We start from the raw sequence: 22,031 nt of genomic DNA, 5'->3' as shown, positions 1-22,031 counted from the left end.
CCGGGTTAGCGTAAGCGCCACCCGGCAAAGCCAACAAGCGGCGCTTAGTCTAACCGGATTTCAACGAATTACTATCCGCAGATGTTACAGCGAGTTATTCGCTCATGGCATCGCGCCAGAGCCTTTCCACAATGCGCTGCGCCATAATGGCCTGCTCGCCGGACGTTTCAGGAACCGTCTGATTTTGCACGCAGGTGATAAAGTGACGGGCGCATCCTGCGAAACCGCGCTGCTCGAGGGTGCTCTGCCAGCCTGGCGCCGGGAGCGTCACCACGCCGTTGCCCTTCTCTTCCCGCCACTCGCGCATGTCCGTAATGTCGTACAGCGCGCCCTCGGTCACCGCCTGCACGGATTCACGCTGACTTCCCGCACGACGGTGCATGCTGGTGGTAATCTGAAGATGCTCAACGGCAAAGTGGTGCTCCGCGTAGACCATCTGCCCCTGGTCATTCGTTAACAGGGTACCGCTCTTCAGCTGCGCATGGCCGTTGCTCAGCCACAGCGCCGTATCCACAACGTGCAGATAATCATCCAGAAGGGTGAAGCGCAGATCGTTTGGCCCAATGCTGTCGGTGCGGTGCTTATCCATCCGCAGCGAGGCGAGCGTGTCCGACTGCGCCTTCAGCTGCTGGTAAAGCGGCGCAAAGCGGCGGTTGAAACCCACCATCAGCGTCAGTTTTTTGCGCGCGGCCAGCTCAATCAGCCGTTCGGCATCCTGAACATTTTCCGCCAGCGGCTTATCCACGCAGACGTGAACCCCCGCATTGAGCAGCTCGCTTACCACCTGATAGTGGGTTGCCGTTGAGGTATGCACAAAGACCGCATCACACTCGCGGGCCAGATCCTGCAGGGAGGCAGCATACGGAATGCGCCAGGTTTCGCAGATACGTTCTGCCTTTTCTCGAGTGGGTGACCATGCCCCTTGCAGGGTCCAGTCCGTTGCTGCACCTAAAACAGGCAGCCAGGCTTTTTGCGCGATGCCGCCGAGCCCCACCACGCCTACGCGTAATTTTTTCACCGTCAGTCTCCCAGATGTGCCAGCAACGCATCCAGGCGCTGTTTCAGCCCGGCGACCTCGTCTTCCAGCGCTTCTACGCGCGCGGCAAGAGTGTCATTACTTGCTGAGGATCCCGCGTCGCTCTCCACGGTAGCGGTAGCGACATCGACGTCGCCGCTGAACAGATGCATATAGCGGCTTTCACGTTTGCCCGGCTCGCGCGCCAGTCGCACCACGTATGGGCCGTCTTCACGTGAGGCCAGCCCTTCCAGGGTCTGCTCAACTTCCTGCATATCGCTGAACTCATGCATACGGGAAGCGCGCGTGCGCAGCTCTCCCGGCGTCTGCGCCCCGCGCAGCAACAGCGTGGTGATGACCGCCACTTCCGCACTGCTCAGCTTCAGGTCGCCGAATTCGGAGTTACAGAAGCGCTGTTCGTATTTGGTCACGCGGTTGCCGAAGCCGCTGACGGTGCGCAGGTAGTGGCGTTTTACCAGCGCATCCAGCACGTCCTGAACCTCATGCTCGCTGAGGTTCATCACCGGCTCGCGGTTGGTCTTCTGGTTGCAGGCCATGGTCACGGCGTTGACGGAGAGCGGATACTGCTCCGGCGTGGTAACCTGCTTTTCGAGTAAGCACCCAATCACGCGCGCTTCTGTACCGTTTAGCTGATACTTCATCTTTTCTCCTTAACGACCTGCGGTCCAGTCCCGGGTGGTTAACGCCGTCAGAACGTGGTCGCGCCACTCTCCGTCTATCAGCAGATAGTCTTTGGCGTAACCCTCTTTCTCGAACCCTAAGCGGGCCAGCAAATTGCCGCTGCGCTGATTATGCGGCATATAGTTCGCCATGATGCGATGGATATGCTGCGTGCGTTGCATATAGCGGATCGCCACCGTTAACGCCTCGTACATCAGCCCCTGCCCCTGCCATTTCTGGCCGATGGAGTAGCCAAGGTAGCAGGCGTGAAACGACCCGCGCACCACGTTTGAAAAATTAGCGATCCCGATAATCTCTTTCTCTTCGGGATCCAGCAGCGCAAAATAGAACGCGCTGCCCTGCTTGTGAAATTCCGTAATCATGCTGAGGCGCGCCTGCCAGCCGGAAGGGTAACAATGGCTCTCATCCCGAACGGGTTCCCAGGGTTTTAAAAACTGGCGATTCTCGGCGTAATAATCCGCCAGACGCCAGGCATCACGCTCATGCACCAGACGAACGACCAGCCTGTCCGTTGTCAGACGCACTTTTGGCACATTGCTGCGATAGCCAAACATCGATACCACTCCTTCCCGTCACTTCTGCTGACCCATTAGCTTTACTATACCTGCGCCTGCGCCGTCTGTGAAAACAGTGACATACCATTTTCACCTCTTTTCACATTTTTCGATGAGAACTCTCTATCAAAGCACCCTTTTGATAAAAAAATATTGTCACCCCCGGGGGTGGGAAAAAACGCGGCGACACCGCAGAATGTTAGCGTGCTCACCTTCTTATTTTCCCTGGAGGGAAAATGTCCCGCGTATCACAGGCCAGGAGCCTGGGTAAATATTTCCTGCTCGTCGATAACATGCTGGTCGTGCTCGGCTTTTTTGTCGTTTTTCCGCTGATATCGATCCGCTTTGTCGATCAGATGGGCTGGGCGGCATTAATGGTTGGCATTGCCCTGGGGCTACGCCAGTTTGTCCAGCAGGGCCTGGGCGTCTTTGGCGGGGCCATCGCTGACCGCTTCGGCGCTAAACCGATGATCGTTACCGGTATGCTGCTGCGCGCGGCAGGCTTTGCCACGATGGCGGTCGCCCAGGAGCCCTGGCTGCTCTGGTTCTCCTGTTTCCTCTCCGGTATCGGCGGCACGCTGTTCGATCCGCCACGCACCGCGCTAGTGGTAAAGCTTATTCGCCCCCAGCACCGCGGCCGTTTCTTCTCGATTCTGATGATGCAGGACAGTGCAGGGGCGGTTATCGGCGCCCTGTTGGGAAGCTGGCTGCTGCAGTATGACTTCCGTCTGGTCTGCGCCGCTGGGGCGGTGCTCTTTATTCTGTGCGCGCTGTTCAATGGCCTGTTCCTGCCCGCCTGGAAACTGTCGACGGTCAAAGCGCCGGTCCGGGAAGGGCTTGGCCGCGTCCTGCGCGACAGGCGTTTTGTCACCTATGTGTTGACCCTGACGGGATACTACATGCTGGCTGTGCAGGTCATGCTGATGCTGCCGATCATGGTTAACGACATCGCGGGGACCCCTGCAGCCGTTAAATGGATGTACGCCATCGAAGCCTGCCTGTCGTTAACGCTGCTTTATCCGATTGCCCGCTGGAGCGAACGGCGTTTTCGTCTGGAGCATCGCCTGATGGCCGGTCTGTTCCTGATGACGCTGAGCATGATGCCGATCGGCCTGGTGAACTCTCTCCAGCAGCTGTTTACGCTGATTTGCACGTTCTATATTGGCTCGATCATCGCCGAACCTGCCCGTGAAACGCTGAGCGCCTCGCTTGCGGATGCGCGTGCGCGCGGCAGCTATATGGGGTTCAGCCGGCTGGGGCTGGCGCTTGGCGGCGCATTAGGTTACGCGGGTGGCGGCTGGTTGTTTGATGCCGGCAAAGCGTTTAACCAGCCCGAACTCCCGTGGATGATGCTCGGCGCGGTGGGTTTTATGACGCTCCTTGCTCTGTGGTGGCAGTTCAGCCCGAAACGCAGCGCGAGCGGTATGCTCGAGCCTGGCGCGTAGCCTTTCCCTCGGGCGGGAGTCCCTCCCGCCCCACTTCTCAGTTTTTTCTGCTGGTTTCTGCCAATTCACACTGACATACTGGCGTAACAGGACAGAAGCGCCGATTTTTCGTTGAGGAACACTATGAAGAAAATTGTCTTTGCCGCGGCATTAGTAGTCAGCGGCCTGCTGGTTGGCTGTAACCAGCTCACGCAATATACCGTCAGTGAACAGGAAATTAATCAGGCGCTGGAAAAACATAACAATTTCTCTAAAGACATTGGCGTGCCAGGACTGGCGGACGCGCATATCGTCCTGACGAACCTGACCAGCCAGATCGGACGTGAAGAGCCAAACAAAGTTACCCTGGCCGGTGATGCGGATCTCGATATGTCATCCCTCTTTGGCAATCAGAAGGCCAACATCAAGCTCAAGCTGAAGGCCCTGCCCGTTTTCAACAAAGAGAAAGGGGCAATTTTCCTGCAGGAGATGGAAGTCGTCGATGCGCAGGTGTCGCCGGACAAGATGGCACCGGTTCTGCAAACCCTGATGCCCTATCTGAACCAGTCGCTGCGAAATTACTTTAACCAGCAGCCCGCGTACGTCTTAAGCGAAGACAAAAGCAAGGGTGAAGCTCTGGCGAAAAAATATGCAAAAGGCATTGAGGTGAAACCGGGTGAAATTATCATTCCTTTCACCGATTAACCTGAAGGGCGCTGCGGCGCCCTTTTTTTTACGGAAAAGTGTGCAAACGAAAACGTTTCCGCTTATGATTTGTGTCCGGCAAAAACAGCCATCCTTATGACTGATTCCTGACAAGCCGGAGCTTCCATGACTGCACAACCCCAGGTTCTTAAAATCCGCCGCCCTGACGACTGGCATATCCATCTGCGTGATGGCGATATGCTGAAAACCGTCGTGCCTTATACCAGCGAAATTTATGGCCGCGCGATTGTCATGCCTAACCTGGTTCCACCAGTCACCACCGTCGATGCCGCGATGGCCTATCGCCAGCGCATCCTGGATGCCGTTCCTGCGGGACACGATTTTACCCCGTTGATGACCTGCTATCTTACCGACTCGCTGGATCCGAACGAAGTGGAGCGCGGGTTTAACGAAGGCGTATTTACGGCGGCGAAACTCTACCCGGCAAATGCCACCACCAACTCCAGCCACGGCGTCACCAGTATTGATGCCATCATGCCGGTTCTGGAACGCATGCAGAAACTGGGCATGCCGCTACTGGTCCATGGTGAAGTCACGCATGCCGAGATTGACATCTTCGACCGTGAAGCCCGCTTTATCGAGACCGTAATGGAGCCTCTGCGCCAGCGCCTGCCCGCGCTTAAAGTGGTCTTTGAGCATATCACCACCAAAGACGCGGCAGAGTATGTACGCGACGGCAACGATCTTATCGCCGCGACCATTACGCCACAGCACCTGATGTTTAACCGTAACCACATGCTGGTGGGCGGGGTGCGTCCTCACCTGTACTGTCTGCCTATTCTCAAGCGCAACATCCACCAGCAGGCGCTGCGCGAGCTGGTCGCCAGCGGGTTCTCCCGCGCGTTCCTCGGCACCGATTCCGCACCTCACGCCCGCCACCGCAAAGAGGCGAGCTGCGGCTGTGCAGGCTGCTTCAACGCCCCAACGGCACTGGCCAGCTACGCGACCGTCTTTGAAGAGATGAACGCGCTCGAACATTTTGAAGCGTTCTGCTCCCTTAACGGCCCGCGCTTCTACGGCCTGCCGGTCAACGACACCTTCATCGAACTGGAGCGTAAAGCGAGCCACGTTGAGGAGTCCATTGCGCTGACGGATGACACGCTGATCCCATTCCTGGCGGGCGAAACCGTTAACTGGACGGTAAAACGTTAAAAAATCAATGCCCCTTGTTGTCAAACCGATAATATACCTGTATAAATAAACAGTATATTACACAGGGGGCATTTATGCGTATTGAAGTCACCATAGCCAAAACAACCGTTCTGCCTGCCGGCGCGCTTGATGCACTGGCAGGCGAATTATCCCGCCGTATTAACAACACCTTTCCCGACAACGCGGGTGCCGTAACGGTGCGTTACGCCGCGGCGAACAACCTCTCCGTCATTGGTGCTGCGAAAGAAGATAAAGATCGCATCAGCGAAATCCTGCAGGAAACGTGGGAAAGCGCAGACGACTGGTTTATCACAGATTAACACTGCTCCCTCATTGTGTTTTTTTGCCGGGTCGCCCCGGCTTTTTTTGTCTAAAAATCCTGCAAGTTCAAATTAATTCGGCATCTTCTTTAAAAATCGTGAACGAGATGGTGTTTTATTGTTCGAACAATCCTAAAAAGCAGAAAAATGTGTTGCCACCTGTTTATTTTTCCCGTTGGAACCCTTATTACTTGGTATACTGAAGATGCTTTCAGAAAAACATGCATTGAACCTCAGAGCCGTTGTCTTCTAACACGCATTAAGGGGGTTATAATGGAAAAGAATAGTGAAGTGATCCAGACCCATCCACTGGTTGGCTGGGATATCAGTACCGTAGATAGCTACGATGCGCTGATGCTGCGTTTGCACTACCAGACCCCGAATCAACTCAACCGTGAAGAAGCGGAAGTTGGACAGACGCTGTGGCTAACAACAGACGTCGCCCGTCAGTTTATTTCTATTTTAGAGGCAGGTATTGCAAAAATAGAATCTGGCGACTATCAGGAAAATGAGTATAAACGGCACTAAGCTTATGCCCACTTTTCTCTCTACAGGCACCCACGCGGTGCCTTATTTATTTCTCCCTTGTCTAACCCCGCGTTGTTAATTACTCTGCTAACAAAACATCAGTTTATGAGATGCATATGAGATACGACTTAATCATTATTGGTAGCGGCTCCGTGGGTTCCGCCGCCGGTTATTACGCAACACAGGCAGGTCTGAAGGTCCTGATGATCGATGCCCACCTTCCTCCTCATTCGGAGGGCAGCCATCATGGCGATACCCGTCTCATGCGCCATGCGTATGGAGAAGGCGAGCGCTATGTGCCGCTGGTGCTTCGCGCCCAGACGCTGTGGGATGAACTGGCGACACAGACCGAAGAGCGTATTTTCGAGCGTACCGGCGTCATCAACCTTGGCCCTGCTCATTCTGATTTTCTCGCCGGCGTCGAGCGCAGCGCAAAAGCCTTTAATCTGGATGTTGAGAAGCTGGACGCAACGGGCATTACCGCGCGCTGGCCTGAAATTACCGTCCCGGACGATTACATCGGCCTCTTTGAAGCCCACTCCGGCGTGCTGCATTGTGAAACGGCAATCAAAACCTGGATCGATCTTGCCGCTAAGGCCGGCTGTGCGCAGCTGTTTAACTGTCCGGTGGAGGCCATCACCCATGACGAGAATGGCGTCACGGTAACGACTTTTGACGGCGACTATTCAGCGTCCCGCCTGCTCGTCAGCGCCGGAACCTGGGTCACTCGCCTGCTGCCGGAACTGCCAATCCAGCCGGTGCGGAAGGTCTTCTCCTGGTTCCAGTCGGATGGTCGCTACAGCGCGCAGAATAAATTCCCGGCCTTCACCGGCGAATTGCCGAATGGCGATCAGTTCTACGGTTTCCCTTCCGAGAAAGACGCGCTGAAAATCGGTAAACACAACGGTGGCCAGGCGATCGCCTCCCCTGAAGAGCGTAAGCCTTTTGGCGCCTATCCACAGGATGGTTCGGAAGCCTTCTCGTTCCTGCGTACTATCCTTCCGGGCGTCGGTGGCTTGCTGTATGGCGCGGCCTGTACCTACGACAACACGCTGGATGAAGACTTTATCATTGATACCCTGCCAGGGCATGACAACGTCCTGCTGATCACCGGGCTGAGCGGCCACGGCTTTAAGTTCGCTTCCGTGCTGGGCGAGATCGCCGCACAGTTTGGCCAGGGCATCGCGCCGCAGTTTGATCTGACGCCCTTCTCACTCTCGCGTTTTAACAGATAATCCGCACGGGCTCCGGAGGTTCCGGGGCCCGTTTTATTCACACTGCATTACGGGGCATTATGCGCAGGATCGTTAGCTTTCTGATGAATAATATTCGCGAGCATTTCATGCTCTATATCTTATTGTGGGCGCTGCTGGCTATTATTGATTTTGTTTACGTTGTATTTTATTGAAAACCCTGACTGACAATAATTGACATTAATTTAGCTTTATTGAAACTCTCAACTCCTCTTGCACGAAGGCATTGAATTACCTTCGCCCTTTCCTTTCAAAATTGCTGAAATAAATAAAATACAAATCAATAGACAATTATTTCAGTTGCAATGTCACATCTTCCCGTTCATTTTTACCCTTCGGTTAATACGAAAATGGACATTCTGATGCAACTGCGTAACACCTCTCGGCGCTACGGAATAATATCCATAGGTTTGCACTGGATATTTGCTATTGCCGTCTACGGTATGTTTGGCCTTGGACTCTGGATGGTCACGCTCAGCTATTACGACGGCTGGTATCACCAGGCACCGGAGTTACATAAAAGCATTGGCGTTCTCCTGATGCTGGGTCTGGTTTTTCGCGTGATCTGGCGACATATTTCCCCGCCGCCCGCGGCGCCGAAGACCCACGGAAAAATGACCCGCCTGAGTGCCGTTGCCGCGCATATCGCGCTCTATGCGCTGCTCTTCGCCATTCTGATCAGCGGCTACCTTATCTCAACGGCGGACGGTAAGCCGATTAGCGTCTTTGGCCTTTTTGACGTCCCGGCAACGCTCAGCGATGCGGGCGCTCAGGCTGACACCGCCGGGGTCGTTCACCTCTGGCTTGCGTGGAGCGTCGTGATCCTGTCCGTGCTGCACGGGCTTGCCGCCCTCAAGCACCATTTTATTGATAAAGACGATACGCTAAAGCGCATGCTTGGCCGCTCGTCAGTTGACTCTGGAGCATAAAATGAAAAAACACCTGCTGGGTATCGCCCTGGGTTCTCTGTTATTCACCGCCGGTTCCGCCGTGGCGGCTGATTATAAAATTGATAAGGAGGGCCAGCACGCTTTCGTCAATTTCCGTATTCAGCACCTGGGATACAGCTGGCTGTACGGTACCTTTAAAGATTTTGACGGCACATTCACCTTTGACGAGAAGAATCCTGCCGCCGATAAGGTCAACGTAACCATTAATACCAACAGCGTGGATACTAATCATGCTGAACGTGATAAACATCTGCGCAGTGGGGAATTCCTCAATGTCGGGAAATACCCGCAGGCTACCTTCACCTCCACGGAAGTGAAAAAAGAGGGTGATAAGCTGAATATTACCGGCAACCTGACGCTTAACGGCGTAACAAAACCGGTCACGCTGGATGCTAAATTACTGGGTCAGGGTGACGATCCGTGGGGCGGTAAACGCGCAGGTTTTGAAGCGGCGGGTAAAATTCACCTGAAAGATTTTAATATCACAACGGATTTAGGCCCGGCGTCTCAGGACGTTGAGCTGATTATTTCCGTTGAAGGCGTACAGCAGAAATCATAATAGATTCGCCCGGCAGGCTTTCGCCGTGCCGGGCGTTATTATCATTCCGGGTCAGGGATACCCAGTTTGGTATTCAGACGGCCGCGTGATTTATTAAAAATCTTGTTGCCGTTTTCACGTCCTGCGCGACGGCGACGCTGCTCTTCTTCCGGCAGGATGCTCTCTTCGCTGCACAGTTCGCTACAGCAGCCGTTAAACTTCTCGGCACAGGCCGGGCACTGAATGAACAGCAGATGACACCCGTCGTTTTTGCAGTTGGTGTGGGTATCGCACGGTGCGCCGCACTGGTGGCACTGGGCGATAACGTCTTCAGAAATACGCTCACCCATACGCTCGTCAAAGACAAAGTTTTTCCCGATAAAGCGTACCGGTAAACCCTGCTCGCGGGCGCGGCGGGCGTACTCGATAATGCCGCCTTCAATATGCCAGACCTTATTAAAGCCGTTGTGCTTCATCCACGCGCTGGCTTTCTCACAGCGGATACCGCCGGTACAGTACATAACGATCTTTTTATCTTTATGTTCCTGCATCATCTCAACCGCTTTGGGCAGCTGCTCGCGGAAGGTATCGGCCGGGATTTCCATCGCGTTCTCGAAATGCCCCACTTCGTATTCATAGTGGTTACGCATATCAATGAACACGGCATCCGGATCGTCCAGCATCGCATTCACTTCCGCAGCCTTGAGATATTCACCGACATCCGCCGCGTTAAACGCAGGATCGTCGATACCGTCCGCCACGATGCGTTCACGCACCTTCATACGTAGCACCCAGAAGGATTTCCCGTCATCGTCCAGGGCAATGTTCAGGCGTAAGCCGTCGAGGGCCGGATCGAACTGATAAAGACACTCGCGGAAAGCGCTGACTTTGCTTTCCGGTACGCTAATTTGCGCGTTAATGCCTTCACGGGCAAGGTAGACGCGGCCGAAGACGTTCAGGGCCGTAAACGCCTGATAAAGCGCATCGCGGGTCGCCTGCGGATCGTCGATCGTGAAGTATTTATAGAAAGAGATGGTTGTGCGCGGTTCGGTTTCAGCCAACATACGCGCTTTCAACATCTCATTCGACACGCGGTTGTGTAACACTGGCATGGTGTACAGTCCTGGAATCGTTAGAGAGAATGAAAAATCGGTCGGCATCATATAGCAAACAAAACCAATTTACATCCCCACAATTTACGCTACATTTCACACACCCTGATTAATCAGGCTTAACAATTGCTGTATTCGTGTACGCTTCGAAAGCAGATATTTTGGCTATGTCTCAAAAAATGAGACACTAGCAAAACAGGACGTTTGAACACAGGAAAGACATGACCCAGTTACCAAAATTTACTGCCGCCCTTTTGCATCCCCGCTATTGGTTGACCTGGCTTGGCATCGGCTTTTTATGGCTTCTGGTACAGCTTCCCTACCCTGTTATTTTTCGGTTGGGTAAATTTCTGGGCCGCTTCGCGCAACTGTTTATGAAGCGTCGCGCCAGAATCGCGTACCGCAATCTTGAGCTGTGTTTTCCGCAGATGAGCGAGCCAGAGCGTCACGATATGGTCGCGAAGAATTTCGAATCCGTCGGGATGGGGCTCATGGAAACCGGTATGGCGTGGTTCTGGCCGGACAAACGCATGGCCCGCTGGAGCGAGGTAACGGGAACCGGCATGGAGCCTGTGCATACGCTTCAGGCCAACCAGACGGGCGTTTTGCTGATCGGCGTTCATTTCCTGACGCTGGAAATCGGGGCGCGCATGTTCGGCATGCAGGCGCCCGGCATTGGCGTTTATCGTCCTAACGATAACCCGGTCATCGATTTAATCCAGACCAACGGCCGCATGCGCTCCAACAAAAGCATGATCGACCGTAAGGACCTGAAGGGGATGATCCGCGCGCTGAAATCCGGCGAAGTGGTCTGGTATGCCCCCGACCACGACTATGGCCCACAGGCCAGCGTATTTGTTCCCTTCTTCGCCGTTGAAGAGGCCGCCACAACGACCGGTACCTGGATGCTGGCGCGGATGTCCAAAGCCGCCATCGTGCCTTTCGTCCCTCGCCGTAAGCCGGATGGTTCAGGCTACGAGCTGATGATGCTGGAGCCGGAGCTTGCGCCACCGCTTGACGATGCGGAAACCACCGCGCGCTGGATGAACAGCGTTGTGGAGAAGTGCATCATGCTGGCGCCCGAGCAGTACATGTGGCTGCACCGCCGTTTTAAAACGCGGCCACAAGGCACGCCGTCCCGCTATTAATCCTCATGCGGTCCTCAGGGCCGCATGCCGTTTTAGCTTTAAAAGCTCCTCATCATTGCGGCAATCATAACCCAGGCGCATAATTAGCAGGCTTATTACTTTATGCTTCAGGTGCTCTGCACCTCATTATGCGGATAGTTATGTCACCCTCAGATGCCCCCATAAACTGGAAGCGTAACCTCGCGGTTGCGTGGCTTGGCTGTTTTCTTACCGGCGCGGCCTTTAGCCTGGTTATGCCATTCCTGCCGCTCTACGTCGAACAGCTAGGCGTTACGGGCCACAGCGCGCTCAATATGTGGTCCGGTCTGGTATTCAGCATCACATTTCTCTTTTCCGCGATGGCCTCGCCCTTCTGGGGCGGCCTTGCCGATCGCAAGGGACGTAAAATCATGCTGCTGCGTTCGGCGCTGGGGATGGCCATTATCATGGCGCTGATGGGCGTGGCGCAGAACGTCTGGCAGTTTCTGATCCTGCGCGCGCTGCTGGGCCTGCTGGGGGGATTTATTCCCAACGCGAATGCGCTGATTGCCACGCAAATTCCCCGCCATAAAAGCGGCTGGGCGCTGGGCACGCTCTCAACCGGCGGCGTGAGCGGTGCTCTGCTTGGACCGCTGGCCGGGGGATTACTGGCGGATAACTACGGCCTGCGCCCGGTCTTCTTTATCACCGCCAGCGTGTTGTTCCTGTGCTTCATCGTCACCCTGCTCTGTATCCGGGAAAACTTCACGCCTGTCGCCAAAAAAGAGATGCTCCACGCCAGAGAGGTGCTGACCTCGCTCAAAAATCCCAGACTGGTGCTGAGCCTGTTCGTGACAACCCTGATTATTCAGGTAGCCACCGGGTCGATTGCCCCTATTCTGACGCTGTACGTTCGCGACCTGGCGGGTAACGTCAGCAATATTGCGTTCATCAGCGGGCTGATTGCCTCCGTACCCGGCGTGGCGGCGCTGCTGAGCGCCCCGAGGCTGGGGAAACTGGGAGACCGGGTGGGTCCGGAAAAAATTCTGATCTGCGCGCTGGTGATTTCCGTCCTGCTGCTTATCCCGATGTCGATGGTGCAAACGCCATGGCAGCTGGGCGTCCTGCGTTTTTTGCTGGGTGCCGCCGACGGCGCGCTGCTGCCCGCCGTACAGACCCTGCTGGTCTACAACTCCACGAACCAGATTGCCGGGCGTATTTTCAGCTATAACCAGTCATTCCGCGACATCGGTAACGTCACCGGACCGCTGCTCGGGGCCGGGATTTCCGCCAGCTTCGGTTTTCGCGCCGTCTTTATCGTGACGGCGGGCGTCGTGTTGTTCAATGCCATCTATTCATGGTTCAGTTTATCCCGCGCGCTGCGGCCCGTGACGGAATAAGACGAACGCCTGATAGCTTATTTTCGCATTCATACTTGCAGAATCTTATATTCAGCTATTCTTTCCCTGAAACCTTCTGGAAAACAGGGAGACACCAATGACCATGTACGCCACGCTGGAAGAAGCTATTGATGCCGCTCGTGAAGAGTTCCTCGCCGACAACCCCGGCGTTGAAGAAGAAGATGCTGACGTGCAACAGCTTAATATCCAAAAATACGTTCTGCAGGATGGGGATATTATGTGGCAGGCCGAATTCTTTGCCGATGACGGTGAAGAAGGGGAATGTTTGCCGATATTAAGTGGTGAAGGTGCGCAGGCCGTCTTTGATGGCGACTATGACGAAATCGAACTTCGGCAGGAATGGCTGGAAGAGAATACCCTGCACGAGTGGGATGAGGGTGAGTTTCAGCTCGAGCCGCCGCTGGATACGGAAGAAGGTCAAACCGCAGCCGACGAGTGGGACGAGCGTTAATTTACGCTATTCGTAAGGGCCGTGGCTGGCATCTATCGGCAGCAACAGCGTGTCGAAAATCAGCGAGAACGGTAGATCGAGCACGGTCAGGTAGCGCCACGCGGAATCACGAAGATCCCATTTCACGCCCGGGTAATACTGATTTCCGTGGCCTTGCCCTGGGATGGTGCGACTGATGATACTGCCGCAGCCGCTGAGCAGGCATGCCACCATAACGACGATGATTATTCTCATCTTTAACCTCTAAAAAAATACCGGCGATTAAGCCGGTATTTTATATGGCGGGTGGAGCTTCGCTTACTCGCCTTATTTAACTGCTTACTTCGCCTTCAGAGCGAGCGGATTCAGCTTCACGTCCTTATAGTAGTTCACCCACGAAGAGTATTTCTCCGGAGCGGACCACACGCGGTAGTGAAGACGCGCCATTGTCACCGGGTCGCTCAACAGCACCAGACGACGGTCGCGGTTGAGTTTTTCCGGGGTCTCGTTAAGCGCCTGCTCAACGTGACGATCGCGGGCAATCTCCAGCACCTGGCTGGCGCGGTGACGCGCGGTCGCCATTGCCGTCGCCAGGGCGTTGAATGACGGGTTAAACACGGCGTGCATGAAGCCGTCATCCAGCGAGCGACTGCGGTTCTGTTCCAGGTAACGATCGGTATCCACCAGCACCTGCGGCGGGGAATACTCTTCCGGGATCAGGAACAGCTTCCAGCGTTTGGTTCGCAACCCCACCGTTGAACGGCTGGAAATCACGGACACAAACGGCGACAGGATCAGCGAGAAGACAATCGGCGCCAGCCAGAACAGGAAGCGCAGATCCAGCCACGCCATCCCGGCAGCCCACACCAGACCCAGCAGCAGCTGAGAACCGTGGCGCATAAAGGCTTCACCCCACGGCGTGGAGTCGTCGTCACGCTGCGGTGAGTTCCAGACCACTTCCCAGCCCAGGAACGCACTGACCACAAACACGGTGTGGAACAGCATACGTACCGGCGCCAGCAGGACCGAGAACAGCACTTCCAGCAGCAGTGAAAGGGTCACGCGGAAGAAACCGCCGTACTCTTTCGAGCCTTTGCACCAGATCAGGATGATGCTGAGCAGCTTAGGCAGGAACAGCAGCACCATGGTGGAGGCAAACAGCGCAATCGCCAGCTCCGGACGCCACTGCGGCCACACCGGGAACAGCTGCCGCGGTTGCAGGAAGTATTGCGGCTCCGTCAGGGCATGAACCACCTGTAAGGCAGTCGACAGCGCCAGGAACATAAACCACAGCGGTGCGGAGAGATAAGACATCACGCCCGTCAGGAACACCGCGCGGTGAACCGGGTGCATCCCTTTTACCAGGAACAGGCGGAAGTTCATCAGGTTACCGTGACACCAGCGGCGGTCACGCTTAAGCTCGTCCAGCAGGTTCGGCGGCAGCTCTTCGTAGGATCCCGGCAGGTCGTAGGCAATCCAGACGCCCCAGCCAGCACGACGCATCAACGCCGCTTCTACGAAGTCATGCGACAGAATAGAACCGGCAAACGAACCCTCACCCGGCAGCGGCGCCAGCGCACAGTGTTCAATGAACGGCTTCACGCGGATAATGGCGTTGTGGCCCCAGTAGTGCGACTCACCCAGCTGCCAGAAGTGCAGACCGGCCGTAAACAGCGGCCCGTAAACACGGGTGGCGAACTGCTGGCAGCGCGCATAAAGGGTGTCCATTCCGGACGCTTTTGGCGAGGACTGAATGATACCGGCGTTAGGGTTGGCTTCCATCAGACGCACCAGACCGCTCAGGCACTCTCCGCTCATGACGGAGTCAGCATCCAGCACCACCATGTAGCTGTACTGGTTACCCCAGCGACGGCAGAAGTCATCGATATTGCCGCTTTTACGCTTCACGCGACGACGGCGACGACGGTAGAAGATCTGGCCTTCGCCCTGCACTTCTGCAATCAGCTCCATCCACGCTTTTTGTTCCGCCACGCAGATATCCGGGTTGTAGCTGTCGCTCAGGATGTAAACGTCGAAATGCTCCGCGTTGCCTGTCGCCTTCACGGACTCCCAGGTCGCACGCAGGCCCGCAAATACGCGGTCAACGTCTTCGTTACAGATAGGCATAATCAGCGCGGTACGGTGCTCGGGATTAAGGGGTTCATCCCCGACCGTTGACGCCGAAATGCTGTATTTGTCACGCCCCATGAGCAATTGCAGGAAGCCCATCAGCGCGGTCCAGAAACCGGCCGAGACCCAGCAGAAGAGGACCGCGAACAGCAGGAGAATGCCGCTCTGCAGGATATACGGCAACAGCTGCATGAAGGAGACCCAGAGATCCTGGCCCATCATGTCCGTCGGGTTGATAAACGCCCAGCCCTGGTAAGGCAGGATAGTTTTCATGTACCAGGTCGCGACGACCGTCTGCGCCAGCGTCAGAAGCAGCAGGATATAGCGACGGATTGTCCCAACGGTACGCCATTTCTGTTCGGACGCCTGCTCTTCTTTCGTCAGGCGCGACAGATAGCGCGGCGTCACATCACGCCCGCGCAGGCGATCCCAGAAGCGACCCACCGGGTTGGTGCGCCATGGATCGGGGAACATAGAGGAACGCGTAGCCTTCGGCATCGCCTGAAGCTGATCGCGTCCTTCGTCGTCTTTAATCAACTGCCCTTCCGCCAGCGAGTCCGGCCAGGCCTGCTCCAGACGCGCCTTGACTGACCCGAGCGGCGTATCATCATCACGGGAAAACGTATGATGTTCACCATCCAGCGCGGTGTGAACCGCGCGGATGTCGCTCTTTGGCAGTGCCGCTTTTTCGATATCCGTCAGCGGCATGGCATCAATATATTCAGATGTATTATTCATTGGCAGGTAGCTGATAGCTCCAGGTTTCACTCAGCGGCTGATCGTTACTGACCAGCGCAGCACGCATTTCAGTGGTCTGTTTCGGATCTTTCACTTTCACGCGCAAGGTCAGACGCCAGCCTTTGGTTACCGGGTTGTAACGCACGGTATTCTCAACGATTTCACCGTTATCACCGATGCTGGCCTGAGCGGCAACGGCGGTGTCCGGCGACAGTTTCTTCATATCCTGGCCTGTGAAGTCCACGACAAACGCCACGGTACCGTCAGGCTGACGGATAAGATTAGACTGCTTCACATCACCCGTTGAGCGGCGAGTCTGCATTACATACGCGTTATCCGGCGCATGCAGCTTATCTTCGTCGCGGCTGAAGGTAATGGTGTACTTGAAGTTCATCTCTTTACCGGCTTCCGGCAGTTGATCCGGCGTCCAGTAAGCGACGATGTTATCGTTGGTTTCGTCGTTGGTTGGAATCTCTACCAACTCGACCTTGCCTTTACCCCAGTCACCGTTTGGCGTGACCCAGGCGCTTGGTCGCTGGTCATAGCGATCGTCCAAATCTTCAAAGCGGGAGAACTGACGACCACGCTGCAGCAGGCCAAAACCTTGCGGGTTTTCCATTGCGAAGCTGCTAACCGCCAGATGTTTCGGGTTATTCAGCGGACGCCAGATCCACTCACCGTTGCCGGCATGAATAGACAGACCGTTGGAGTCGTGCAGTTCCGGGCGGAAGTTAGTTGCCGGTGACGGCTGGTTCGGCCCAAACAGGAACATACTGGTCAGTGGCGCAACGCCCAGTTTGCCCACTTTATCACGCAGGTAAACCTTGGACTGCACGTCAACTACCGTGTCACGACCCGGCATAATTACAAAGCGATAGGCACCGGTTGCACGCGGGGAATCCAGCAGCGCATAAATGGTCAGACGCTTATCCGTTGGCTTTGGACGTTCAATCCAGAACTCACGGAAACGCGGGAACTCTTCACCTGATGGCAGCGCGGTATCAATAGCCAGACCACGCGCAGAAAGCCCGTACACCTGCCCCGCGCCAATAACGCGGAAATAGCTGGCTCCAAGCATGCTGACGATTTCGTCGTTTTTATCTTTGCTGTTGATCGGGTAAAGCACCTTAAAGCCTGCGAAGCCCAGGTCTTTCACCGTATCTTTGTCGTGTTGCACATTGCCAAAATTGAAGTAATCCGGGCTGTACTTGATCTTACGTACCGCGGTTGCCGTCACTTCATTGATGGCAACAGGCGTGTCGAAGTACATACCCTGATGATAAAATTCAAGCTTGAACGGGGTTTTAATATTGCTCCAGTACGCTTTGTCGTGATTGAACTGGATCTGCTGATAGTCCGCATACTTCATGTCGCGGAAAACGGAGGGCAAGTTACTTTTCGGCGCTTCGTAGCTCTTGCCTGCCATCGATTTTGCCTGTTTTGCGACATCGTCGATGTTAAAGGCCAGTGCCGATGAGGTATACAGTGATAACACCACTGCAGCACCCAACCAACGCATTTTCATCATCTGTGGTTTATGTTTCATAATAAGTAAGCACTTCCCCCTTTGTGTGCTTATATCGATCCGATCCATTTTAATGGAAACTCAGGCAATCCGACAACATTATCACTGCTTTGTTCAGCTGCTGGCTCATGGAATAAGCAAATGAAAGAACCCGCTATTCACTTTGCGTGCTTATCCTGGAGACAGGGTGTCGGTCTTGGTGTAGGGTTGGCTTCGAATGTAACCATTATGAGTCTTAGGGATAAGACGAAAAGTCTGAGAATGCACAACGTTATATGAGCACAACACCAACAGAACGTGAATATTTCCTCGACTCGATCAGGGCCTGGCTGATGCTACTGGGGATCCCCTTTCACATTTCGCTGATTTACTCAAGCCACACCTGGCATGTGAATAGCCAGATGCCCTCCTGGTGGCTGACGCTGTTTAATGACTTTATTCACGCCTTCCGTATGCAGGTATTCTTCGTCATATCCGGCTATTTTTCTTACATGCTGTTTCTGCGATACCCGCTCAAGCGCTGGTGGAAAGTGCGCGTAGAGCGCGTGGGGATCCCCATGCTGACCGCAATTCCACTGCTGACGCTGCCTCAGTTCATTATGTTGCAATATGTCAAAGGCAAAGCGGAGAACTGGCCGAACCTTACGCTGTATGAAAAGTACAATACGCTGGTCTGGGAGCTGGTGTCTCACCTGTGGTTCCTGCTGGTGCTGGTGGTGCTCACAACGGTGAGCCTGTTGATTTTCAGCCGCCTGCGCCACCGTCTGAGTACAAAAGCCGACACCTTCTTCGCCAACGTTACGATGGGCAAACTGTCTGTGCTCTTCTTGCTGTTGGGGATTGCCTATGCCGCCGTGCGACGGACGCTGCTTATCGTCTATCCGCCGATTTTGAGCGACGGGTTATTTAATTTTGTGGTGATGCAGTCCCTGTTCTACATTCCGTTCTTTTTAATCGGCGCGCTGGCTTTTATTCATACGAAGCTTAAATCGCTGTTTGTCACCCCATCACCGTGGTGCGCGCTGGGGGCCACCCTCGCGTTCGCGGCCTATCTGCTGAATCAGCGCTACGGCAGCGGCGACGCCTGGATGTATGAAACGGAAAGCGTGATCACTATGCTGCTGGGGCTGTGGATGGTGAACGTGGTATTCGCACTGGGCCACCGCTTGCTGAACTTTAAGTCCAGCCGCGTGACCTACTTCGTTAATGCATCACTGTTTATTTATCTGGTGCATCACCCGTTGACGCTTTTCTTCGGGGCTTACATCACACCGCACATCGCCTCCAACACGCTGGGCTTCTTTACCGGGCTGGTGTTTGTTGTAGGGGTGGCAATCGTACTCTACGAAATCCATCTGCGGATCCCGCTCCTGCGCTTCCTCTTTTCAGGAAAACCGCAGGCAAAAGCCTCATAAATCACGCGGCGCATCAGATGCGCCGCGTTTGCATCAGCTCTCCAGCTCTTGTCTGCGCTGAGTCAGAAGCCGCTGATAAAGATGCGTGGTGTCGTCGTCGAAACAGACAAAAATCACCTTCTCTGGCAGCGGTTTTAGCGACAAATAGCGGTAAACGGTTTCTACGGCGATCGTTGCGGCAGCGGCCTTAGGGTAACCATACACGCCGGTGCTGATGGCCGGAAACGCCATCGTTTTATAACCGTTGTCGGCGGCCAGTCGCAGACAGTTCCGGTAAGCCTCTTCCAGAATACTCGCTTCGTGCTGGTCCCCGCCATGCCAGACCGGCCCTACCGCGTGAATTACCGCTCTCGCAGGCAGATTGCCCGCCAGCGTAATCACCGCGTGACCGGGAGGACATTCGCCCTGCTGTTGCCGCACGGTTTTACAGGCTTCCAGCAGCTGCGGTCCGGCAGCCCGGTGGATAGCCCCGTCCACGCCGCCTCCCCCCATCAGGGATGGATTGGCCGCATTGACGATAACGTCGACGTGCACTGTCGTAATATCGCCATGAATAATTTCAATTTGCGGTTTCATAAAGCCCCTCTGCAACCCGCCATTTTCTTAAGTGTATCGCAGAGGAGACCGGGAGAAAAAACTATCAGAAAAAATCCTCATCCATCGCAGGGCGGGAGAGCGCGCATTAGCGATACTGGATTTCGACAACCGCGAGCGTTTTTTCAGGATTAAGGTATTTCATATTGAGCGTTGCCACGTTTGAGTCGCTCACTTTCCCGTTAAGCGCCTCTTCATAGCTGACCATACGCGTTTGCATACGGTTATTATCTGGACATGACATGGCAAACTGTTGCTTCTGGGGAGTGACTTCACAGGGGTCGGCGACAATGGCACCGCGAAAATGAATGACACCGCCGTCAACAACCGTGGCCGAATAAGCCGGGATACTCAAAGCAGAAACGACCAGACCCAGACCTGCCATGAGTCGAGCAAAATAGTTGTTCATTATAGGTACTCCTCAATGAAAATCGTCCATGAGGGGTAAACGCGCTTCATTTATTATTGCAAACGAAGTTTCACGTTACGGAACATAACGACCTGGTCCCTGATATCAGCATAGCTCAACGGCACAGACCCGCCACATTCTCAACCTATTGATTTCATGAACGTTTAGAGCGAGCGTTCCGCTGGCGACCACTGTTGTGATAAATGCAGCGATTTACCGTCTGAAACGGTGACAACGATTTTTACCGTGTCTCCCGCATTAATATTTAAACTCAGGCGCATTAAATCAATCGTCTGATTAGCGGGTATAAAAAGGGTGTTTTGCTGCCGGGAAGAACTTTGTCCCCCCTGCCCTTCTCGCACAGAAACAATCTGAACCTGACAATCACACGACTGCGCCAGAGTGACCTGAGGAACAATGGTGGTCATATTTTCCTGCTGTGACGTTTTGAAGGTGATCTGGCTGGAAAGCGCGGCGAGTAGAATTAAGGTATTCATGATGAACTCCCGAAAAAAACAGGGCTGATGCCCTGTTTTTTTGTAGCACAGATTTCAGTATCAGTACTGATGAGCTGACGCGTGGTTACCAAAACCGATCTGGGTAACGTTAACAGTCGAGTTGGACGCAGTCTGGTCTACGAGTGCACCGTTAAAGCCGCCGGACTGGCTAACGTTCATAACGGATTTTTTACTGTTCCACTGATCAAGTGTCGCACTGTTGCCAAAACCTTTCTGGGTCAGGTTGATTTTACTGTCATCAGAACCCTGACCAACGTCAGCACCGTTAAAGCCGCCGGTCTGGCTAATATTCAGGACGGAATTTCTGGCGTCTGTCTGCAGGGCAACCGCAGAGTTACCGCCACCGTTCTGATAAATATTCAGGGTTGAATTTGGGCCACTGTTTCCACCATGACCATGTCCATGACCCCATCCGCCCTGATTAATAGAACCCGCCATAGCACTACCAGAAACTACGATTGCTGCAAGTGCTGCCACTTTGATAAATTTCATGGTAAACCCCCATCGGATTGATTAAAGTCGTCGCGAACGCGCTAATGTTGAATAACGTTAATCGCCATTTGCGACTGTTTCTGCACTACAACTGCGGTTTTCTGCGTACCGTACTGCGTAATATTTGCTCTATTACCCGACCCTTTCTGGATAATTTTCGCGCTATTACCGTATCCATCTTGCGTAATACCTGCATCATTCCCGTTACCGCTCTGATCGATCCAGGCTAAATTGTAACTCCCTGATTGATCAACTCTCGCTCTGTTACCCGCCCCATCCTGAGATACAATGGATAAGAGTCTTGAACCGTCCTGGCTAACCTCAGCGTTATTGAAAACGCCCCGTTGACCAATAATGGCTGCCTGATTGAGTGATGAAAGACTTAATTCGTTAACCGCAAAGTTATATTCAGCATTTGCCAAATCTGAATTCGCTGCGGTTACAAATCCAGGCGCACCCAGTAATGTAAACATCATAATTAACGATGTGTTTTTCATGTTGTCACCCTGGACCTGGTTATTTAATCACGCCATAACCCTATAACAATGCTACTTGTTAAAACGACTCGTATTGTGTTAACGCGTCGTTACGGTGAAGAGTATGTCCGCTGAAACATTTTAAATATCTCACCCGCGCGGCTTATTTTTATTTATCGGATCACCACAAAGTCGTAATTTACATCAAAAATCACTTTAATCAGGTCAGCTTATATTTTTTATTAATCAGGTCTTGCGATCGGGTTGTACAACGGGATGAAGGCTGTCCAGGCGTCATCCCGCGTTGTTTAAACGTAACGGCTGGAGATCATTTTTCTCAGTGCGTGACACGACGCCTGTTTTCTTAAGCAGGCAGCAGCCCATTCATGGGCTTAGAAATAACCTGAAACTCATACTTAATTACTGCTGCGTAAAAATAACAAATAATCTCAAAAATCAATCACATAAAAATATTTGTATGATTTTTAAAATCTGTGCACATC

The 22,031-nt window shown here is 54.0% G+C and carries 26 protein-coding genes; 14 read left to right on the top strand and 12 right to left on the bottom strand.

Annotated elements, in window-relative coordinates; translation table 11 throughout:
- Window positions 1-94 precede the first annotated feature (94 nt).
- The 3 genes from IM317_RS08710 to rimJ are packed head-to-tail and all read right to left on the bottom strand — an operon-like array spanning window position 95 to window position 2,271.
- The gene (locus tag IM317_RS08710; RefSeq protein WP_033145201.1) at window positions 95-1,018 is read right to left on the bottom strand and encodes a Gfo/Idh/MocA family protein; all 924 of its coding nucleotides are present in this window, start codon (window positions 1,016-1,018) and stop codon (window positions 95-97) included.
- A 2-nt stretch (window positions 1,019-1,020) separates the two neighbouring features.
- Entirely contained in the window at window positions 1,021-1,677 is a 657-nt protein-coding gene (locus IM317_RS08705) for a YceH family protein (RefSeq protein ID WP_033145200.1), read from the bottom strand.
- Between the two features lie 9 nt (window positions 1,678-1,686).
- The gene (rimJ, locus tag IM317_RS08700) at window positions 1,687-2,271 is read right to left on the bottom strand and encodes a ribosomal protein S5-alanine N-acetyltransferase (protein WP_008500822.1); all 585 of its coding nucleotides are present in this window, start codon (window positions 2,269-2,271) and stop codon (window positions 1,687-1,689) included.
- Between the two features lie 236 nt (window positions 2,272-2,507).
- Here rimJ and mdtH point away from each other — a divergent pair, with 236 nt between their 5' ends.
- From mdtH to IM317_RS08655, 9 genes are all read left to right on the top strand, one after another.
- On the top strand, window positions 2,508-3,716 hold the full coding sequence (gene mdtH / locus IM317_RS08695) for a multidrug efflux MFS transporter MdtH (protein ID WP_033145199.1): 1,209 nt from the start codon (window positions 2,508-2,510) through the stop codon (window positions 3,714-3,716).
- A 123-nt stretch (window positions 3,717-3,839) separates the two neighbouring features.
- Window positions 3,840-4,400: a lipoprotein gene (locus tag IM317_RS08690; RefSeq protein WP_023311126.1), complete on the top strand. Its 561-nt coding sequence runs from the start codon at window positions 3,840-3,842 to the stop codon at window positions 4,398-4,400.
- A 126-nt stretch (window positions 4,401-4,526) separates the two neighbouring features.
- Window positions 4,527-5,573, top strand: a complete 1,047-nt coding sequence (gene pyrC / locus IM317_RS08685) for a dihydroorotase (RefSeq protein ID WP_033145198.1) — start codon at window positions 4,527-4,529, stop codon at window positions 5,571-5,573.
- A gap of 74 nt (window positions 5,574-5,647) precedes the next feature.
- Window positions 5,648-5,893 carry a DNA damage-inducible protein I gene (gene dinI / locus IM317_RS08680; protein WP_008500826.1) on the top strand — a complete coding sequence of 82 codons (246 nt, stop codon included), beginning with the start codon at window positions 5,648-5,650 and terminating at the stop codon, window positions 5,891-5,893.
- A 273-nt stretch (window positions 5,894-6,166) separates the two neighbouring features.
- Window positions 6,167-6,421 carry a biofilm formation regulator BssS gene (bssS, locus tag IM317_RS08675; RefSeq protein WP_008500827.1) on the top strand — a complete coding sequence of 85 codons (255 nt, stop codon included), beginning with the start codon at window positions 6,167-6,169 and terminating at the stop codon, window positions 6,419-6,421.
- A 116-nt stretch (window positions 6,422-6,537) separates the two neighbouring features.
- Entirely contained in the window at window positions 6,538-7,656 is a 1,119-nt protein-coding gene (gene solA, locus IM317_RS08670) for an N-methyl-L-tryptophan oxidase (RefSeq protein WP_033145197.1), read from the top strand.
- Window positions 7,657-7,715: 59 nt separating this feature from the next.
- Window positions 7,716-7,829 (top strand): YceO family protein, encoded by a 114-nt coding sequence (locus IM317_RS08665; RefSeq protein ID WP_033145196.1) that lies wholly within the window; start codon window positions 7,716-7,718, stop codon window positions 7,827-7,829.
- A 207-nt stretch (window positions 7,830-8,036) separates the two neighbouring features.
- Window positions 8,037-8,603 (top strand): cytochrome b, encoded by a 567-nt coding sequence (locus tag IM317_RS08660; RefSeq protein ID WP_033145194.1) that lies wholly within the window; start codon window positions 8,037-8,039, stop codon window positions 8,601-8,603.
- A gap of 1 nt (window position 8,604) precedes the next feature.
- The gene (locus IM317_RS08655) at window positions 8,605-9,183 is read left to right on the top strand and encodes a YceI family protein (RefSeq protein WP_033145193.1); all 579 of its coding nucleotides are present in this window, start codon (window positions 8,605-8,607) and stop codon (window positions 9,181-9,183) included.
- A 41-nt stretch (window positions 9,184-9,224) separates the two neighbouring features.
- Here the strand turns inward: IM317_RS08655 and IM317_RS08650 are convergent, their stop codons facing one another.
- Complete coding sequence (locus IM317_RS08650) at window positions 9,225-10,274, bottom strand: rhodanese-related sulfurtransferase (protein WP_033145192.1); 1,050 nt, start codon at window positions 10,272-10,274, stop codon at window positions 9,225-9,227.
- A 221-nt stretch (window positions 10,275-10,495) separates the two neighbouring features.
- Between IM317_RS08650 and IM317_RS08645 the strand changes: the two genes are divergently transcribed.
- The 3 genes from IM317_RS08645 (at window position 10,496) to IM317_RS08635 (ending at window position 13,252) form a co-directional block, all read left to right on the top strand.
- Window positions 10,496-11,422, top strand: a complete 927-nt coding sequence (locus tag IM317_RS08645) for a Kdo(2)-lipid IV(A) acyltransferase (protein WP_023311120.1) — start codon at window positions 10,496-10,498, stop codon at window positions 11,420-11,422.
- 140 nt (window positions 11,423-11,562) lie between these two features.
- Window positions 11,563-12,780: a multidrug efflux MFS transporter MdtG gene (gene mdtG, locus IM317_RS08640; protein WP_033145191.1), complete on the top strand. Its 1,218-nt coding sequence runs from the start codon at window positions 11,563-11,565 to the stop codon at window positions 12,778-12,780.
- Window positions 12,781-12,877: 97 nt separating this feature from the next.
- Entirely contained in the window at window positions 12,878-13,252 is a 375-nt protein-coding gene (locus IM317_RS08635) for a MysB family protein (RefSeq protein ID WP_033145190.1), read from the top strand.
- A gap of 6 nt (window positions 13,253-13,258) precedes the next feature.
- Here the strand turns inward: IM317_RS08635 and IM317_RS08630 are convergent, their stop codons facing one another.
- From IM317_RS08630 to mdoG, 3 genes are all read right to left on the bottom strand, one after another.
- On the bottom strand, window positions 13,259-13,486 hold the full coding sequence (locus tag IM317_RS08630) for a YceK/YidQ family lipoprotein (RefSeq protein ID WP_033145189.1): 228 nt from the start codon (window positions 13,484-13,486) through the stop codon (window positions 13,259-13,261).
- An 84-nt stretch (window positions 13,487-13,570) separates the two neighbouring features.
- Window positions 13,571-16,099 carry a glucans biosynthesis glucosyltransferase MdoH gene (gene mdoH, locus IM317_RS08625; RefSeq protein WP_033145188.1) on the bottom strand — a complete coding sequence of 843 codons (2,529 nt, stop codon included), beginning with the start codon at window positions 16,097-16,099 and terminating at the stop codon, window positions 13,571-13,573.
- Complete coding sequence (mdoG, locus tag IM317_RS08620) at window positions 16,092-17,645, bottom strand: glucans biosynthesis protein MdoG (RefSeq protein WP_021240787.1); 1,554 nt, start codon at window positions 17,643-17,645, stop codon at window positions 16,092-16,094. The genes mdoH and mdoG overlap by 8 nt, the downstream gene beginning before the upstream one ends.
- 254 nt (window positions 17,646-17,899) lie before the next feature.
- On the opposite strand from mdoG, the gene mdoC reads away from it, so the two are divergent.
- The gene (gene mdoC, locus IM317_RS08615; RefSeq protein ID WP_033145187.1) at window positions 17,900-19,039 is read left to right on the top strand and encodes a glucans biosynthesis protein MdoC; all 1,140 of its coding nucleotides are present in this window, start codon (window positions 17,900-17,902) and stop codon (window positions 19,037-19,039) included.
- 33 nt (window positions 19,040-19,072) lie between these two features.
- Here the strand turns inward: mdoC and ymdB are convergent, their stop codons facing one another.
- From ymdB to csgB, 5 genes are all read right to left on the bottom strand, one after another.
- On the bottom strand, window positions 19,073-19,615 hold the full coding sequence (gene ymdB / locus IM317_RS08610; protein ID WP_023311113.1) for an O-acetyl-ADP-ribose deacetylase: 543 nt from the start codon (window positions 19,613-19,615) through the stop codon (window positions 19,073-19,075).
- Window positions 19,616-19,721: 106 nt separating this feature from the next.
- Window positions 19,722-20,042: a type 1 fimbrial protein gene (locus IM317_RS08605; RefSeq protein ID WP_033145186.1), complete on the bottom strand. Its 321-nt coding sequence runs from the start codon at window positions 20,040-20,042 to the stop codon at window positions 19,722-19,724.
- Window positions 20,043-20,206: 164 nt separating this feature from the next.
- Window positions 20,207-20,539, bottom strand: coding sequence for a curli assembly chaperone CsgC (gene csgC / locus IM317_RS08600; protein WP_033145185.1), 333 nt, complete (start codon window positions 20,537-20,539; stop codon window positions 20,207-20,209).
- 60 nt (window positions 20,540-20,599) lie between these two features.
- Complete coding sequence (csgA, locus tag IM317_RS08595; protein WP_033145184.1) at window positions 20,600-21,052, bottom strand: curli major subunit CsgA; 453 nt, start codon at window positions 21,050-21,052, stop codon at window positions 20,600-20,602.
- A 41-nt stretch (window positions 21,053-21,093) separates the two neighbouring features.
- Complete coding sequence (gene csgB, locus IM317_RS08590; protein WP_033145183.1) at window positions 21,094-21,549, bottom strand: curli minor subunit CsgB; 456 nt, start codon at window positions 21,547-21,549, stop codon at window positions 21,094-21,096.
- A 283-nt stretch (window positions 21,550-21,832) separates the two neighbouring features.
- On the opposite strand from csgB, the gene IM317_RS23925 reads away from it, so the two are divergent.
- The coding region (locus IM317_RS23925) for an SKP1 family protein (protein ID WP_227010883.1) at window positions 21,833-22,031 on the top strand (199 nt) is incomplete at its 3' end.

Source organism: Enterobacter cloacae complex sp. S3, from assembly GCF_014930495.1.
GTDB lineage: Bacteria > Pseudomonadota > Gammaproteobacteria > Enterobacterales > Enterobacteriaceae > Enterobacter > Enterobacter asburiae_B.
The sequence above is the reverse complement of the archived record's forward strand: the minus strand, read 5'-3'. Positions and strand labels throughout refer to the sequence as shown.